At 65.4% G+C, this 12,947-nt stretch carries 12 protein-coding genes; 5 read left to right on the plus strand and 7 right to left on the minus strand.

All coding sequences use genetic code 11. From position 1 onward, the window contains the following. Positions 1-63: 63 nt before the first annotated feature. Positions 64-2,043: a protein meaA gene (locus G4Z14_RS11575; protein ID WP_164625860.1), complete on the minus strand. Its 1,980-nt coding sequence runs from the start codon at positions 2,041-2,043 to the stop codon at positions 64-66. A 202-nt stretch (positions 2,044-2,245) separates the two neighbouring features. Between G4Z14_RS11575 and G4Z14_RS11580 the strand changes: the two genes are divergently transcribed. The 5 genes from G4Z14_RS11580 (at position 2,246) to G4Z14_RS11600 (ending at position 7,359) form a co-directional block, all read left to right on the plus strand. Beyond that, positions 2,246-3,628, plus strand: a complete 1,383-nt coding sequence (locus G4Z14_RS11580) for a 1-acyl-sn-glycerol-3-phosphate acyltransferase (protein ID WP_164625862.1) — start codon at positions 2,246-2,248, stop codon at positions 3,626-3,628. Positions 3,629-3,736: 108 nt separating this feature from the next. After that, positions 3,737-5,029 carry a crotonyl-CoA carboxylase/reductase gene (gene ccrA / locus G4Z14_RS11585; RefSeq protein WP_164625864.1) on the plus strand — a complete coding sequence of 431 codons (1,293 nt, stop codon included), beginning with the start codon at positions 3,737-3,739 and terminating at the stop codon, positions 5,027-5,029. Between the two features lie 216 nt (positions 5,030-5,245). Next, the gene (locus tag G4Z14_RS11590; RefSeq protein WP_164625651.1) at positions 5,246-5,440 is read left to right on the plus strand and encodes a hypothetical protein; all 195 of its coding nucleotides are present in this window, start codon (positions 5,246-5,248) and stop codon (positions 5,438-5,440) included. 41 nt (positions 5,441-5,481) lie between these two features. Further along, entirely contained in the window at positions 5,482-7,005 is a 1,524-nt protein-coding gene (locus G4Z14_RS11595; protein WP_164625866.1) for an ATP-dependent DNA helicase, read from the plus strand. 117 nt (positions 7,006-7,122) lie between these two features. After that, entirely contained in the window at positions 7,123-7,359 is a 237-nt protein-coding gene (locus tag G4Z14_RS11600) for an Lrp/AsnC family transcriptional regulator (RefSeq protein WP_164625868.1), read from the plus strand. Between the two features lie 34 nt (positions 7,360-7,393). Here the strand turns inward: G4Z14_RS11600 and G4Z14_RS11605 are convergent, their stop codons facing one another. The 6 genes from G4Z14_RS11605 to aroA all read right to left on the minus strand — a co-directional run bounded on the left by G4Z14_RS11605 (position 7,394) and on the right by aroA (position 12,782). After that, positions 7,394-8,056 (minus strand): phosphoribosylanthranilate isomerase, encoded by a 663-nt coding sequence (locus G4Z14_RS11605; protein WP_164625870.1) that lies wholly within the window; start codon positions 8,054-8,056, stop codon positions 7,394-7,396. Between the two features lies 1 nt (position 8,057). Further along, on the minus strand, positions 8,058-8,414 hold the full coding sequence (locus tag G4Z14_RS11610) for a lipopolysaccharide assembly protein LapA domain-containing protein (RefSeq protein ID WP_227751682.1): 357 nt from the start codon (positions 8,412-8,414) through the stop codon (positions 8,058-8,060). A 63-nt stretch (positions 8,415-8,477) separates the two neighbouring features. Beyond that, the gene (gene ihfB / locus G4Z14_RS11615) at positions 8,478-8,759 is read right to left on the minus strand and encodes an integration host factor subunit beta (RefSeq protein WP_164625872.1); all 282 of its coding nucleotides are present in this window, start codon (positions 8,757-8,759) and stop codon (positions 8,478-8,480) included. Between the two features lie 199 nt (positions 8,760-8,958). Continuing rightward, on the minus strand, positions 8,959-10,641 hold the full coding sequence (gene rpsA / locus G4Z14_RS11620; RefSeq protein WP_164625874.1) for a 30S ribosomal protein S1: 1,683 nt from the start codon (positions 10,639-10,641) through the stop codon (positions 8,959-8,961). A 173-nt stretch (positions 10,642-10,814) separates the two neighbouring features. Next, positions 10,815-11,399 carry a (d)CMP kinase gene (locus G4Z14_RS11625; RefSeq protein ID WP_164625876.1) on the minus strand — a complete coding sequence of 195 codons (585 nt, stop codon included), beginning with the start codon at positions 11,397-11,399 and terminating at the stop codon, positions 10,815-10,817. Between the two features lie 36 nt (positions 11,400-11,435). After that, positions 11,436-12,782: a 3-phosphoshikimate 1-carboxyvinyltransferase gene (aroA, locus tag G4Z14_RS11630; protein WP_164625878.1), complete on the minus strand. Its 1,347-nt coding sequence runs from the start codon at positions 12,780-12,782 to the stop codon at positions 11,436-11,438. Positions 12,783-12,947: the final 165 nt, after the last annotated feature.

A 12,947-nucleotide genomic window follows, 5' to 3' on the forward strand; every position in this document is an offset into this window, starting at 1 on the left:
TGATCTGGCGCAAGTCAGGCGGTTTCCGGCGGGCTCAACGCCGGAAATCCTGATGGGTTTCCATCATTCCGCCGCCAGCGGCGCCTGATCGACCAGCGCCACGATGTCGAGCATGATGCGGTTCAACTCGAAATCCTTGGGCGTGTAGACGGCGGCGACGCCCATGGCGCGCAGCTTTGCGGCGTCGTCCTCGGGGATGATGCCGCCGACGACCAGCGGGACATGGTCCAGCCCCGCCTGCCGCATCCGGTCGAGCGTTTCGGTGATCAGCGGGATATGGCTGCCAGACAGGATCGACAGGCCGACGACATGCGCCTCCTGGTCGGCGGCGGCCGAGACGATCTCGGCCGGGGTCAGGCGGATGCCGTCGTAATGGATGTCCATGCCGACATCGCGGGCGCGGGCGGCGATCTGCTCGGCGCCGTTGGAATGGCCGTCAAGGCCCGGCTTGCCGACAAGGAACTTCAGCCGGCGGCCGAGTTTCGAGGACACCGCATCGACGGCCTCGCGCACCGGCTCCAGCCCTTCGGTGCGGTTCGACGGGCTGCGCGACACGCCGGTAGGCGCGCGGTATTCGCCGAAAGCGCTGCGCACCATGGCGCCCCATTCGCCGGTGGTGCATCCCGCCTTGGCCGCGGCGATGGAGGCCGGCATGATGTTCTCGCCCGAGGCCGCCGCCTGCCGCAGCGCGGCGAGGGCGGCATTCACGCGGGCTTCGTCGCGGGTTGCGCGCCAGTCCCTCAGGCGGGCAATCTGGTCGGCCTCAGCCGCCGCGTCGACCACCATGATCGCACCATCCCCCGCGGTCAGCGGTGAGGGCGCGGCTTCGGTCCAGCGATTGACACCGACGACCACGGTTTCCTTCGCCTCAATCTTGCCGATCCGCTCGGCATTGGCCTCCACCAGCCGGCCCTTCATGTAGTCGATGGCCGCCACCGCCCCGCCCATGGCGTCGATCTGCGCCAGTTCCGCCCGCGCGCCGTCTTTCAGCGCGCTGACCTTGCGGTCGATGGCCGGGTTGCCGTCAAAGAGGTCATCATATTCCAGAAGATCGGTTTCATAGGCGAGGATCTGCTGCATCCTGAGCGACCATTGCTGATCCCAGGGCCGCGGCAGGCCCAAAGCCTCGTTCCAGGCGGGCAATTGCACGGCGCGGGCGCGGGCCTTTTTCGACAGGGTGACGGCCAGCATTTCCAAGAGGATGCGGTAGACGTTGTTCTCCGGCTGCTGCTCGGTCAGCCCCAGCGAGTTCACCTGCACCCCATAGCGGAAGCGGCGATACTTGGCGTCGGCGATGCCGTAGCGGTCCGACAGGATCTCGTCCCAGAGGTCGACGAAGGCGCGCATCTTGCACAGTTCGGTCACGAACCGGATGCCGGCATTGACGAAAAACGAGATTCTGCCGACCATATTCGGGAAATCTGCCGCCGAAACTTTCCCTTTCAGATCATCCAGCACGGCGCAGGCGGTGGCCAGCGCAAAGGCCAGTTCCTGTTCGGGCGTCGCGCCGGCCTCTTGCAGGTGGTAGGAACAGACGTTCATCGGGTTCCACTTCGGCAGATGCTTCTGCGTATAGGCGGCAACGTCGGTGATCATGCGCAGCGAGGGTTTCGGCGGGGCGATATAGGTGCCGCGCGAGAGATACTCCTTGATGATGTCGTTCTGCACCGTGCCTTGCAGGGCGGTGATATCGGCGCCCTGTTCCTCGGCCACGGCGATATACAGCGCCAAGAGCCAGGGGGCGGTGGCATTGATCGTCATCGAGGTGTTCATCTGCTCAAGCGGGATGTCCTTGAACAGGGCGCGCATGTCGCCAAGGTGGCAGACCGGCACGCCGACCTTGCCGACCTCGCCCTTCGAAAGCTCATGGTCGCTGTCATAGCCGGTCTGGGTCGGCAGATCGAAGGCCACCGACAGGCCGGTCTGACCCTTGGCAAGGTTGGTGCGGTAAAGCGCGTTCGAGGCGGCGGCGGTCGAATGGCCCGCATAGGTGCGGAAAAGCCAGGGCTGTTCTTTTTGCGCGGTCGTTTCTTGCGCGGTCATGGCGGGCCTCATCGGTGAATCGCGGCGGCAATTTTATTTCGTCATGGGGTAGATAGGCGACATTTTCGGGCGCTGTCAATCGCTGCGCTGCGGCGAACTCCTCGGGCGCCTGCGGCTTCTCGTCGTGGGATGGTGGCCGATGAGCGGCGCAGCCGACGAAGAGGGATTTTGACTTTGCCGGAAATTCGGGCAGGCTGGCGACATGTTTCGTGAGGTTGCGCTTCCGTTTTGGCTGCTTGTGCTGATCGTCGGCTTTGCCGCCGTGACCTTCGCCTCGCATTTCCTGTTCCCTTCGGTGCGCTGGTTTTTCCGCAAGCGGGCGGAACGGGCGTTGGCGCAACTGAACGCAAGGCTCGACCGCCCGATCGAGTGGTTCAAGCTGGCCCGGCGGCAGGACATGATCGTGCGGCTGGCCTATGATCCGAAGGTGATGGCGGCGGTAGCGGACCATGCGGTCGAAGCGGGCATTCCCGGCGAGGTGGCCTTCGAGGAGGCCCGCCACTATGCGCGCGAGATCGTGCCGGGGTTCTCCGCGACGCTCTATTTCGGCGTCGCCACGCGGCTTGCCCGCTGGATCAGCCGCGGGCTTTACCGGGTGCGCATCGGCAAGGTGGACCCGGCGCTGACCAGCGGGCTTGACCGAAAGGCGACGGTGATCTTCGTGATGAACCACCGCTCGAACATGGATTATGTGCTGGTGACATGGCTGGTGGCCAACCGCTCGGCGCTGTCCTATGCGGTGGGCGAATGGGCGCGGGTCTGGCCGCTGTCGCGGCTGATCCGGGCGATGGGGGCCTATTTCATAAGGCGCGGCAGCCGCAACACGCTCTATCGCCGGGTGCTGGCGCGCTATGTGCAGATGGCGACCGAAGAGGGCACCACGCAGGCGATCTTTCCCGAAGGCGGGCTTTCGCTGGACGGTCGGGTCGGGCAGGCCAAGATGGGGCTGTTGAACTACATCGTCACCGGGGCGGGACTGGGGCGCGATGTGTTGTTCGTGCCGGTCGGCATCGCCTATGACCGGGTGCTGGAGGATCGGGTGCTGATCCGCGCCGGGCAGGCGGGGGAGCGGCGGTTCCGCGCCGGCATCGGGGCGATCCTGCGCTTTGTCCTGGTCAATCTCTGGCGCCGGCTGCGCGGCCGCTTCAAGGGCTTTGGCACGGCGGCGGCGGGGTTTGGCCCGCCGCTATCGCTCAGGGCCTTCATGGCCGCCAATCCGGAAGCCCCGACCGAGGTGCTGGGCGCGCATCTGATGGCCGAGATCGAAAAGGTCGTGCCGGTGCTGCCGGTGCCTTTGGTCGCCGCCGCGCTGGAAAGCCAGCCCGCCGACCGCGCCGCGCTGGCGGACCGCATGGCGGCTCTCGCGGCCGCCCTGGACGGCGCAGGGGCGGTGTTGAAACTGCCGCCGCAGGGGCTGGCGCAGGCGCTGGATGAGGGGCTTGCGCCGCTGCTCGGCCGTGGGTTGGTTGGCGAGGATCTGCGGCCCAGTGCGGGATCGGCCCCGGTGCTGGCCTTTTACGCCGCCCCGATCTGGCAACGTCTGGAGGCGGGACTGCCCGCTGGCGCTGCATTGCGGCGGACATAAAATTACAATTTCTGCACTGCACCTATTGCAATATTGCGCATCCCAAGTATTTCATTGCCTCAACCCGCCCCGATTCTGCGGCGCGGCACGATTTGCAAGGAGGCCCAGATGGCTTTGGACACCGCGCCCACGATTGCGCCCTATGACGCTCCGGTGAAGGATCTGTACGAGATCGGCGAAATGCCCCCCCTGGGCCATGTGCCGAAGCAGATGTACGCCTGGACCATCCGCCGCGAACGCCACGGCGCCCCCGAAGACGCCATGAAGCTGGAGGTGGTGGACACCTGGAAGCTCGACAGCCAGGAAGTGCTGGTGCTGGTGATGGCCGCCGGCGTCAACTACAACGGCGTCTGGGCCGGCCTTGGCCAGCCGATCAGCCCGTTTGACGGCCACAAGCAGGACTATCACATCGCCGGTTCGGATGCGGCAGGCATCGTCTGGGCGGTGGGCGACAAGGTGAAGCGCTGGAAGGTCGGCGACGAGGTGGTGATCCACTGCAATCAGGACGACGGCGACGACGAGGAATGCAACGGCGGCGACCCGATGTTCTCGCCCTCCCAGCGCATCTGGGGTTATGAGACCAACGACGGCAGCTTCAGCCAGTTCACCCGCGTCCAGGCCCAGCAACTGATGCCGCGGCCGCGCCATCTGACCTGGGAGGAATCGGCCTGCTACACGCTGACGCTGGCCACCGCCTACCGGATGCTCTTCGGCCACGCCCCGCATGACCTGAAGCCGGGCCAGAACGTGCTGGTCTGGGGCGCTTCCGGTGGGCTTGGGTCTTACGCGATCCAGCTGGTCAACACCGCCGGCGCCAATGCGATCGGGGTAATCTCGGACGAATCCAAGCGCGATTTCGTGATGAGCCTTGGTGCCAAGGGCGTCATCAACCGCAATGACTTCAAGTGCTGGGGCCAGCTCCCGAAGGTCAACTCCGACGAATACAACGCCTGGCTGAAAGAGGCGCGCAAGTTCGGCAAGGCGATCTGGGACATCACCGGCAAGGGCGTGAACGTCGACATGGTGTTCGAGCACCCCGGCGAGCAGACCTTCCCGGTCTCGTCACTGATCTGCAAGAAGGGCGGCATGGTGGTGATCTGCGCCGGCACCTCGGGGTTCAACTGTACCTTCGACGTGCGCTACATGTGGATGCACCAGAAGCGCCTGCAGGGCAGCCACTTCGCCCACCTGAAACAGGCGGCAGCAGCCAACAAGCTGATGTGCGAGCGCCGGCTTGACCCCTGCATGTCCGAGGTCTTCCCCTGGGCCGACATCCCGAAGGCCCATACGCTGATGTGGAAGAACAAGCACAAGCCCGGCAACATGGCCGTGCTGGTGCAGGCACCGACCACTGGCCTGCGCACCTTTGAGGACGCGCTGGAAGCGGGTCGCAAGGGCTGAGCTTCCCCGAACGGGCATCTCACTGCCAAAAGGGCCGCAGCGGAACCGCGCTGCGGCCCTGTGTTTTGCCATCGGCCGAACTATTGGTCGGACTCTTTGCACATGCGGCGCTAGACTATTCCCAGAATCAATACAATCCTAGGCAGAGTTCCGGGCCGTGGGCAGGATGCCTTTGGCAGGATCAGTGGTTCAAGCAATGTGCTGACGGGGGGCCTCATGCGCCATGACTGGATTTTCGACGTGCTGCGCGATCTCAAGGCCTATGCGCTGTCCAACGGCTTGCCGGCTCTGGCGGTGAAGGCGGACGAGGCGCTGCGGGTCGCCCGGGCCGAGATGGCCGTGCGGCCTGCGACCGAAGCGGGCGCCGATCCGGATGGCACCGGCTCTGCGGTGCCGCGTCGTCCGCATTAGCGGCACTGGCCCTTTCCGGGCCGACCGCCTATGGTCGGCCCATGCTGCCGACCCTTACCTTTTCCGACGATCAGGCCGAAGCCTATGACCGCGTGGCGGCCAGCCTTCTGTCCATGGGCATTGACCTTGCCGAAGGAACGCTGACGCCCCGGGCCGAGGGCAAGGCCTCGGTTCTTGCCGTGATCGGCAAGGCTGGGTCGGGCAAGACCATGCTTTTGGCCAATCTCTACAAGGCGATGCAGGGGGCGGGTGTCGACATCGTCTCGGGCGATTACGAAGGCCGCCGCCGCAAGGACCGCCGGACGCTGGCGATTCTGGCCCCTACCAACAAGGCTGCCTCGGTCTTGCGCCTGAGCGGCGTGCCGGCGACTACCATCCATCGCATCCTCTACACCCCGGTCTATGACCCGCAATACGAAAAGATCGCCGAATGGCTGACCGGGCAAGGTACCCGCCCGGTGGTCGAAGGCTTGACCGAACTGGCGCTCGACCGGGCCAAGGCGTTTTACGACCAGGTGGCCTCGATCCCCGGCGCGCTGGCGGCGGCGGGTCTGCGCGGCAGCGATTTCATCAAGGGCTGGAAACGGCGCGAAGAACCACTGGACGTGGGTTTCGTCGACGAAAGCTCGATGCTGGACGAGCGCCAGCTTGGCGACCTGCGCGAGATCTTCCCGGCGCTGGTGCTGTTCGGCGATCCGGCGCAGCTGGCCCCCGTGGGCCAAAGCGGCGAGATGGTGTTCGACAATCTGGCCGAGCCGCTGAAGCTGACCCTGCACCGCATCCACCGACAAACGCAGGACAATCCGATCCTCGATCTGGCGCATGCCCTGGCCGATGAGCGCGTCGGCTTTGACGATTTCGAACGGCTGGTCCAGGAAACCGCCCGGCGCGACGACCGGGTGGTCTGGGCCGAGCGGGTGGACGCCGACCTGATGGCGCGCAGCCCGGTGCTGGTGTGGCGCAACGCCACCCGCATCCGGCTCATCACCGCCTTCCGCGCCGCCCATGGCGCGCCCGAGGATGACCTGCTGCCCGGCGAACCGCTGATCTGCGACGGCATCGAACTGCCGCTGAAGCACCGCAAGAAACGCATCGACCTCGAGGCGCGCGGCCTCATCAAGGGCGCGCAGGTGATCTACCTTGGCCCCGGCAACCGCCCCGGCTTTGCCAAGCTTCATGTCATCGGCGCCGAGGAGCCGCAGCTCTCCGCCGCCTCGATCATCAAGATCGAAAAGCCCGACGAGGAAGAACCCTTCATCCCGCACGCCGCCACCATGGGCGCGGCCTTCCTGCACGGCGCGGCGGTGACAATCCACAAGGCGCAGGGTAGCCAGTGGGAGACCGTGCAGGTCTTCGCCCCCGACCTTTACGCCGCCGCCGCCGCGGGCCGGACCGAAGCCGGCGTGCCGCTCTGGAAGCGCCTCGCCTATGTCGCCATCACCCGCGCCGAAAAGCGCCTGCTGTGGGTGGTGCGCAACCGGCTTGGCCGCCCGACCTATCCCCTCACCGTGGCCGACCTCAAGCCTGCTGCTGCGCCTTTGGAGCTGCGATCCAACGACGACTAGGCTTTTCCTGCCGCGCCAAAGCCGCTAGCCTAGGCCAAACACTTTCATACTGGCTCAAATATCCCGCGGGGGTCCGGGGGTGTGAAACCCCCGGGGGCCAGCCACAGGAGCCTGCCCATGAAATGCGTCTTCGTCCAGTTCCGCTGCACCCCCGGCAAGACCTATGAGGTTGCCGACGCGATCTATGACCGCGAAGTGGTGAGCGAGCTTTACTCGACCTCGGGCGAATATGACCTGATCGCCAAGGTCTATATCCCGGACGAAGAGGATGTCGGCCATTACCTGTCGGGCCGGCTGTTTGACATTCCGGGCATCGTGAAAACCCTGACCACGATGACCTTCAAGGCGTTCTGACCCGATGGGGTGGGGTCTCACCCCACCCCCCGCCTCACCGCAGGATCGGCGGGCCGTCCATCATCGCGGCCTTCACGAAGGCGGCAATCCGGCCTGCATCCTTTACCCCGGGCGCGCTTTCGACGCCCGAGGATACATCCACCTGCCGCGCGTTGGTCAGCCGGATCGCCTCGGCCACGTTTTCGGGCGTCAGCCCGCCGGCCAGCATCCACGGCCGCAGCCAGCGGCGCTGCGCCACCAGCCGCCAGTCGAAGGACAACCCGTTGCCGCCCGGCAGCGCGGCGTTTTTCGGCGGTTTGGCGTCGACCAGAATCTGGTCGGCCACCAGCGAATAGTCGAACACCGCCGCCAGATCGCCCTCGTCGGCCACGCCCACCGCCTTCATCACCGGCAGGCCATAGCGGGCGCGCACTTCGGCCACGCGGTCGGGGGACTCATGGCCATGCAGTTGCAGCATGTCCAGCGGCATCGCCTCGGTGATCGCATCCAGCGTCGCGTCATCGGCATTGACCGTCAGCGCCACCTTGGCCAGCCCGACCGGCGCGACCAAGGCCAGACGCCGCGCTTGTTCAATGCTCAGGTGACGCGGGCTTTTGGCAAAGAACACCAGCCCCATATAGGCCGCGCCGGTGGCCGCAACGGCGGCGACATCGGCTTCGGTCTTCAGGCCGCAGATCTTGACGCGGATATCGGGCATCTCACGCCTTCGGTTTTTCAAGGATTGCCAGAACATCGTCCTTCGGCACCGAAACGCTGTCCTTCATCACCGCGAGTTCCCGCTCCAGCCGCGTCACCTCGCGGCTTTGCCGGCTGGCGGCGCTGCGGTGCTTGCGTTCGCGCAACCATTCCCAGACGAAACCGATCAACAGACCGGCGATCATGCCGCCGAAGATCACCAGAAACAGCGGCAATTCCAATTGCCAGGCAAGCCCGGTGAAGGCCGCGATGTCATCGGGCAGGGCCTTGATCTGCACAGGCGCGCGGTTCGCCATCGCCACCGTCAGCAATGACAGGGCAAGAACCGCAAGAAACAGGTAACGCAGATAGCGGATCATCCCGGCCCCCAGGCATTGCTTTGCCCCAATATCGGGCGCGCGGCGGGCAGAGGCAAGTGCGGCTTATTTGCCGTTCAGCCGGTCGCGCAGCAGTTTGCCGGTCTTGAAGAAGGGCACCTTCTTGTCATCGACCTTGACCGCCTCGCCGGTGCGCGGGTTACGCCCGATCCGGGCATCGCGCGCCTTGACCGAGAAAGCGCCAAAGCCGCGCAGTTCCACCCGGTCGCCCTTGGCCAAAGCCTCGATGATCTCTTCAAAGACCGTGTTGACGATCCGCTCGACATGGCGCTGCGTCAAATGCGGGTTTTCGTCTGCAATCTTCTGGATCAGTTCCGAGCGGATCATCCGTATCATCCCCCTGCGTGGTCGGATGAGCCCTGTTTTCGGACCCTTGAAGCCGCCACCTGTTGTTTTTCAACAAGACTATAGGCAAAATTTTTCCGCCCGCACAAACGTTTTCGCTGCAACGACTGCCGGAATGACAAAGAGGCCCCGTCTTGCAACGGGGCCTCCTGTCATTGTTTCCGATACAAAGCGTATCAGATCACTTGTTGCCGCCCTTGAGGGCTGCGCCAAGGATGTCGCCCAGCGAGGCGCCCGAATCGGACGAGCCATACTGTTCCACGGCTTCCTTCTCTTCGGCGATCTCGCGCGCCTTGATCGACAGGCCCAGCTTGCGGGTCTTCGGGTCGATGTTGGTGACGCGCACGTCGAGCTTGTCGCCGACGTTGAAGCGCTCGGGGCGCTGGTCGGCGCGGTCGCGCGACAGGTCCGAACGGCGGATGAACGACTTGGCGCCGTTGTATTCCACCTCGATGCCGCCGTCTTCGATGGCAGTGACGGCGACGGTGATGATGCCGCCGCGCTTCACGCCGTCAACGGCGTCGGTGAAGGTGTCGTCGCCAAGCGCCTTGATCGAGAGCGAGATGCGCTCTTTCTCGACGTCAACCTCGGTGACGGCGGCCTTGACCACGTCGCCCTTGCGATAGGACTGGATGGCTTCTTCGCCACGCTGGTCCCACGACAGGTCGGACAGGTGAACCATGCCGTCGATGTCGTTGTCGAGGCCGACGAACAGACCGAATTCGGTGATGTTCTTGACTTCGCCTTCGATGGCCGAGCCAACCGGGTGGGTTTCGGCAAAGACTTCCCACGGGTTGCGCTGGGTCTGCTTGAGGCCGAGCGACACGCGGCGCTTGGCGCTGTCGATTTCCAGCACCATGACTTCGACTTCCTGCGAGGTCGAGACGATCTTGCCGGGGTGGACGTTCTTCTTGGTCCAGGACATTTCCGAGACGTGAACCAGACCCTCGACACCGGCTTCCAGCTCCACGAAGGCGCCGTAATCGGTGATGTTGGTGACGCGGCCCTTGTGGACGGTGCCAAGCGCGTAAAGCTTTTCAACCGCATCCCACGGATCCGACTGCAGCTGCTTCATGCCGAGGCTGATGCGGTGGGTTTCCTTGTTGATCTTGATGACCTGGACCTTGATGGTCTCGCCGATCGTCAGGATCTCGGACGGGTGGTTGACGCGGCGCCATGCCATGTCGGTGACGTGCAGCAGGCCGTCCACGCCGCCGAGGTCAACGAAGGCACCGTATTCGGTGATGTTCTTGACCACGCCGTCGACGATCTGACCTTCGGTCAGGTTGCCGATGACTTCGGCGCGCTGTTCGGCACGCGATTCTTCCAGGATCGCACGGCGCGAGACAACGATGTTGCCACGACGACGGTCCATTTTCAGGATCTGGAACGGCTGCTTCATGCCCATCAGCGGGCCGGCATCACGCACCGGACGGACGTCAACCTGCGAGCCCGGCAGGAACGCAACAGCGCCGCCCAGATCGACAGTGAAGCCACCCTTGACGCGGCCGAAGATCGCGCCGTCGACGCGGGTTTCGGAAGCGTAGGCTTTTTCCAGACGGTCCCAGGCTTCTTCGCGGCGAGCTTTCTCGCGGCTGATCTGGGCTTCGCCGCGGGCATTTTCCACGCGGTCAAGGTAGACCTCGACTTCGTCGCCCACGTTGATCGACGGGGCTTCGCCGGGGTTTGCGAATTCTTTCAGATCGATCCGGCCTTCCATCTTGTAGCCGACGTCGATGATGGCCTGGCCCGCTTCGATCGCGATGACCTTGCCTTTGACAACCGTGCCCTCTTCGGGGGTGTCAATCTCGAAGCTTTCCTTCAGAAGGGCTTCGAATTCGTCCATGGATGCTTTAGCGCACATTCAGTTCAGTTCCTTTTCTTTCGTTTTCACAGGCCATGCGGTTGGCTCCGCCGGTCTTGCTGCTCAAATGACAAAGGGGCCACGGCAGCGCCGGACCCTTTCCGGGGCCGCGTATAGGCGCGAATCCCCTGCGGGGCAAGGGTGAAACGGCGGCGGCACCGGCGGCGAAATGCCTAGGCCAGACGTGCGCGCACCACCTCGATGGCCCGCGCCACGGCCTCCTCGATGGAAAGCTCGCTGGTGTCGATCTCCACTGCATCCGCTGCCGGGCGCAGGGGCGCGTCGGCCCGACCCATGTCGCGGGCGTCGCGGTCTTTCACCTGCGCCAGAACCTCGGCCGCGTCGCCGCCCAGTTCCAGCCAGCGGCGGTGCGCCCGCACCTCGGGGCTGGCGGTGACGTAAAGTTTCACCTCGGCCTCGGGGCAGATCACTGTGCCGATGTCGCGGCCATCCAGCACTGCGCCGCCCTCGGCCCTGGCGAAGCGGCGCTGGAAGTCGAACAGGGCGGCCCGCACTTCGGGGATCACCGCGACACGGCTGGCGGCCTGCCCGGCCTCGAGCGTGCGCAGGTCGTCGCGCGCCAGATCCTCGGGGGTCAGGGTTTGCGCGGCGGCAACCGGATCGCCGCCCTTCACCCCCACGGCCCGGTAAAGCGCCCCGGTATCAAGATGGGCAAAGCCGAAATGCGCGGCCACAGCCCGGCTGATTGTGCCCTTGCCCGCCGCTGCCGGGCCGTCGATCGCCACCGTGAAGATCATTGCCGCCTCCTCGCGCGCCGTTGGCTTCTCGTCGGATCACCCGCGCCGGATCTCGGCGCCGAGGCCGTTCATCAGGCTCTCGAAGATCGGGAAAGAGGTGACAATCGGCGAGGCGTCATCTACGGAGACCGGCTTTTGCGCCGCCATGCCGGCGACGAGGAAGGACATGGCGATGCGGTGGTCAAGATGGGTGGCGCAGGTCGCCCCCCCCGGCATGCCGCCGGCGCCCATGCCATGAACGATGAGCGTGTCCTCGTCCTCCTCGATCTTCACCCCGTTGGCCTCCAGCCCGCGGGCCATGGCGTCGATGCGGTCGCTTTCCTTGACCCGCAACTCCTTGACCCCGCGCATCACCGTCCTGCCGCTGGCGAAGGCCGCCACGACCGACAGGATCGGGTACTCGTCGATCATCGAGGGCGCGCGCTCGGGCGGCACCTCGATGCCCTTCATGTCGGCGCTGAAGCGCACGCGCAGATCGGCGACCGGCTCGCCGCCCTCCTCGCGCGGGTTCTGGAACTCGATCTCGGCCCCCATTTCAACGAGGGTCAGATACAGCCCGTTGCGGGTAAGGTTCTGGGAAACGCCGGGCACGAAGATGTCCGAGCCTTCCACGATCAGCGCGGCACAGACCGGAAAGGCCGCCGAGGACGGGTCGCGCGGCACGGCGACCGTCTGCGGCCGCAGCTCGGGCCGGCCGGTCAGGGTGATGACATTGCCCTCGGGCGTCTTTTCGACCGTCAGCTCGGCGCCGAAGCCCAGAAGCATGCGCTCGGAATGGTCGCGGGTGGGTTCCTTCTCGATCACCACAGTCTGGCCGGGGGCATTCAACCCCGCCAGCAGCACCGCCGATTTCACCTGCGCCGAGGCCACAGGCAGGGCATAGCGCACCGGCACCGGATTGGCCGCGCCCACCACGGTCATCGGCAGACGCCCGCCCTTGCGGCCATAGGCTTGCGTTCCGAACAGCGACAAGGGATCGGTCACGCGGCCCATCGGGCGCTTGCGCAACGAGGCATCGCCGGTGAAGGTCGCGGTCATCGCCGTGGTGGCCATGCAGCCCATGATGAGCCGCACCCCGGTGCCCGAATTGCCGCAGTCGATCACGTCCGCCGGCTCCTGAAACCCGCCGACGCCGACGCCGTTCACCGACCAAGCGCCCTCGCCGTGGCGCGTCACGGTCGCACCGAAGGCCCGCATCGCCGAGGCGGTGTCCAGCACGTCCTGCCCCTCCAGCAGCCCGGTGATCCGCGTCTGGCCCACCGCCATCGCGCCGAAGATCAGCGAGCGGTGCGAGATCGACTTGTCGCCCGGCACCGAGGCCATGCCCTTCAAAGGCCCGCACTTGGCGGAAGTCATCGGTTGTGCGTCACCATGGCCGGACATGCCCTGTCTCCCTCATTCCCGTTGTCCGCCTGATAGCGCAAGCGGCGGGCGGGGTCCATTGCCTGAGGTGCCGGGCCTTTGGCAAATGTCGGACGCTCCGCGGGGGGTATTTTTGCCAAGATGAAAGGGCCTTTATCTTGGTGCCAATGTCCCCGCCGGAGGCTC

The organism is Tabrizicola oligotrophica (genome assembly GCF_011008935.1).
Classification (GTDB): domain Bacteria; phylum Pseudomonadota; class Alphaproteobacteria; order Rhodobacterales; family Rhodobacteraceae; genus Tabrizicola_A; species Tabrizicola_A oligotrophica.

What these genes read in the sequence shown, in the direction of transcription:
- G4Z14_RS11575 (WP_164625860.1), bottom strand. Translation starts at nt 2,043, where the DNA reads ATGACCGCGCAAGAAACGACCGCGCAAAAAGAACAGCCCTGGCTTTTC.
- G4Z14_RS11580 (WP_164625862.1), top strand. Translation starts at nt 2,246, where the DNA reads ATGTTTCGTGAGGTTGCGCTTCCGTTTTGGCTGCTTGTGCTGATCGTC.
- ccrA (WP_164625864.1), top strand. Translation starts at nt 3,737, where the DNA reads ATGGCTTTGGACACCGCGCCCACGATTGCGCCCTATGACGCTCCGGTG.
- G4Z14_RS11590 (WP_164625651.1), top strand. Translation starts at nt 5,246, where the DNA reads ATGCGCCATGACTGGATTTTCGACGTGCTGCGCGATCTCAAGGCCTAT.
- G4Z14_RS11595 (WP_164625866.1), top strand. Translation starts at nt 5,482, where the DNA reads ATGCTGCCGACCCTTACCTTTTCCGACGATCAGGCCGAAGCCTATGAC.
- G4Z14_RS11600 (WP_164625868.1), top strand. Translation starts at nt 7,123, where the DNA reads ATGAAATGCGTCTTCGTCCAGTTCCGCTGCACCCCCGGCAAGACCTAT.
- G4Z14_RS11605 (WP_164625870.1), bottom strand. Translation starts at nt 8,056, where the DNA reads ATGCCCGATATCCGCGTCAAGATCTGCGGCCTGAAGACCGAAGCCGAT.
- G4Z14_RS11610 (WP_227751682.1), bottom strand. Translation starts at nt 8,414, where the DNA reads ATGATCCGCTATCTGCGTTACCTGTTTCTTGCGGTTCTTGCCCTGTCA.
- ihfB (WP_164625872.1), bottom strand. Translation starts at nt 8,759, where the DNA reads ATGATCCGCTCGGAACTGATCCAGAAGATTGCAGACGAAAACCCGCAT.
- rpsA (WP_164625874.1), bottom strand. Translation starts at nt 10,641, where the DNA reads ATGTGCGCTAAAGCATCCATGGACGAATTCGAAGCCCTTCTGAAGGAA.
- G4Z14_RS11625 (WP_164625876.1), bottom strand. Translation starts at nt 11,399, where the DNA reads ATGATCTTCACGGTGGCGATCGACGGCCCGGCAGCGGCGGGCAAGGGC.
- aroA (WP_164625878.1), bottom strand. Translation starts at nt 12,782, where the DNA reads ATGTCCGGCCATGGTGACGCACAACCGATGACTTCCGCCAAGTGCGGG.